Genomic DNA, 2,503 nt, shown 5'->3' on the forward strand with positions numbered 1-2,503 from the left:
AACACCAGCGTCACCGTGGAGTCCTTCGGCTTCAAGTACGGTCTGCCGATGGACGCCGACATGGTGATGGACGTGCGATTCCTGCCCAATCCGCACTGGGTCGACGAGCTACGACCGCACACCGGCCAACATCCGGCGGTCCGTGACTACGTGCTCGGCCAGACTGGCGCGGCGGAGTTCCTGGAGACATACCATCGACTGCTAACCCTGATTGTCGACGGCTACCGCAGGGAGGGGAAGCGCTACATGACCGTCGCGATCGGCTGCACCGGCGGCAAGCACCGCAGCGTGGCCATCGCCGAGGCGTTGGCGCGGCTGCTGGAGCCGAACAACCAGTTGTCGGTGCGGGTACTGCACCGGGATCTGGATCGCGAATGAGCCTTGAAAAAAACCGCAGCATTGTCGCGTTGGGCGGCGGACACGGTTTATATGCGACGCTGTCGGCGGCCCGGCGCCTCACCCCGCACGTAACGGCCGTCGTCACGGTCTCAGACGACGGCGGCTCGTCGGGCCGGCTGCGCAGCGAACTTGACGTGGTGCCACCGGGTGATCTGCGAATGGCGTTGGCGGCGTTGGCATCCGACAGTCCACACGGCCGACTGTGGGCCACAATTCTGCAGCACAGGTTCGGCGGCAGTGGCGCGCTGGCCGGACACCCAATCGGCAATTTGTTGCTCGCCGGCCTCAACGAACTGCTGACCGATCCGGTCGCCGCGCTCGACGAAATCGGCCGGGTCCTCGGTGTGCGCGGCCGGGTGCTGCCGATGTGCCCGATCGCGCTGCAGATCGAGGCCGATGTCTCCGGCTTGGAAGCCGACCCGCGGATGTTCCGCTTGATTCGCGGGCAGGTGGCCATCGCGACCACGCCGGGAAAGGTTCGCCGCGTGCGGCTGTTGCCCGGCAACCCCCCGGCCACCCGACAAGCCGTCGACGCGATCATGTCCGCCGATCTGGTGGTGTTGGGACCCGGATCGTGGTTCACCAGCGTGATCCCGCATGTGCTGGTGCCCGAACTGGCCGCGGCGCTGCAGGCGACCCCGGCCCGCCGGGCGCTGGTGCTCAACTTGGTGGCCGAGCCGGGGGAGACGGCTGGCTTCTCCGCGGAGCGTCACCTGCATGTACTCGCCCAGCACGCGCCGGAGTTCACCGTCCACGACGTGATCATCGACGCCGAACGGGTGCCCAGTGAGCGGGAGCGCGAGCAGCTGCGACGAACCGCAACCCTGCTTCATGCGCAAGTTCAATTCGCAGATGTCGCCAGGTCTGGTACACCTTTACATGACCCGGGCAAGTTGGCCGCGGCGCTGGATGGGGTGAGCGTACGCGACATCGGTCCGCCGCCGCCTTCGGCTAAGGCGACTGACGCGATGCCGGTGGAAAAGGAACGTCAACAGACCGGCGTTGATGGACCGGGTCGTAACGGACCGAGGGGTGACGACGCGTGGCGATGACGGCCGAAGTCAAAGACGAGTTGAGCCGCCTGGTGGTGAGTTCGGTGAGCGCAAGGCGCGCCGAGGTGACCTCCCTGCTGCGATTCGCCGGAGGGCTGCACATCGTGAGCGGCCGCGTGGTCGTCGAAGCCGAGGTCGATTTGGGTAACATCGCGCGACGGCTGCGCAAGGACATCTTCGACTTGTACGGCTACAACGCCGTCGTGCATGTGTTGTCGGCCAGCGGAATCCGCAAGTCGACGCGCTACGTGTTGCGGGTCGCCAACGACGGCGAGGCGCTGGCTCGCCAGACCGGTCTGCTCGACTTGCGCGGGCGGCCCGTGCGGGGGTTACCCGCGCAGGTCGTCGGCGGCAGCATCGCCGACGCCGAAGCGGCTTGGCGGGGAGCCTTCTTGGCGCACGGGTCGCTGACCGAGCCCGGGCGCTCGTCGGCGCTGGAGGTCAGCTGTCCGGGTCCCGAAGCAGCGTTGGCCCTGGTAGGGGCCGCACGTCGGCTCGGGATCAGCGCCAAAGCGCGTGAGGTGCGCGGCGCCGACCGGGTGGTGGTGCGTGACGGTGAGGCGATCGGGGCGTTGCTGACCCGGATGGGCGCTCAGGACACCCGGTTGGTCTGGGAGGAGCGACGGATGCGCCGCGAGGTCCGGGCAACGGCCAACCGGCTGGCGAATTTCGACGACGCCAATCTGCGGCGCTCGGCTCGCGCTGCGGTGGCGGCTGCCGCCCGCGTCGAGCGTGCGCTGGAAATCCTCGGTGAGGGTGTGCCCGACCATCTTGCCGCGGCCGGCAAGTTGCGCATCGAGCACCGGCAGGCCTCCTTGGAGGAGTTGGGCCGGCTGGCCGACCCTCCGATGACGAAAGATGCTGTGGCCGGCCGTATTCGGCGATTGCTGTCGATGGCCGACCGCAAGGCAAAGGTCGAAGGCATCCCGGACACCGAATCCGCCGTAACCCCGGACCTGTTGGAAGACGCCTGACACTGGATCGCGGATCGGAACAGTTCGTTCGCGAGAGAAGTTCGATTTCCTGGACGCCAAAATGGGTCGGCGGTTTGG

The 2,503-nt window shown here is 67.4% G+C and carries 3 protein-coding genes; all 3 read left to right on the forward strand.

The window, feature by feature from the left end:
- Window positions 1-378, forward strand: a 378-nt coding sequence (locus tag VKI00_RS18295; protein WP_324439833.1) for a RapZ C-terminal domain-containing protein, incomplete at its 5' end; no start/stop codon positions are given.
- Window positions 375-1,451, forward strand: a complete 1,077-nt coding sequence (yvcK, locus tag VKI00_RS18300; protein ID WP_324439835.1) for a uridine diphosphate-N-acetylglucosamine-binding protein YvcK — start codon at window positions 375-377, stop codon at window positions 1,449-1,451. The genes VKI00_RS18295 and yvcK, both read left to right, overlap by 4 nt.
- On the forward strand, window positions 1,448-2,425 hold the full coding sequence (gene whiA, locus VKI00_RS18305; RefSeq protein WP_324439837.1) for a DNA-binding protein WhiA: 978 nt from the start codon (window positions 1,448-1,450) through the stop codon (window positions 2,423-2,425). Before yvcK ends, whiA begins: the two co-directional genes overlap by 4 nt.
- The last annotated feature ends 78 nt before the right edge of the window (window positions 2,426-2,503 follow it).

The sequence above is a fragment of the Mycobacterium sp. genome (assembly GCF_035314665.1).
Taxonomy (GTDB): domain Bacteria; phylum Actinomycetota; class Actinomycetes; order Mycobacteriales; family Mycobacteriaceae; genus Mycobacterium.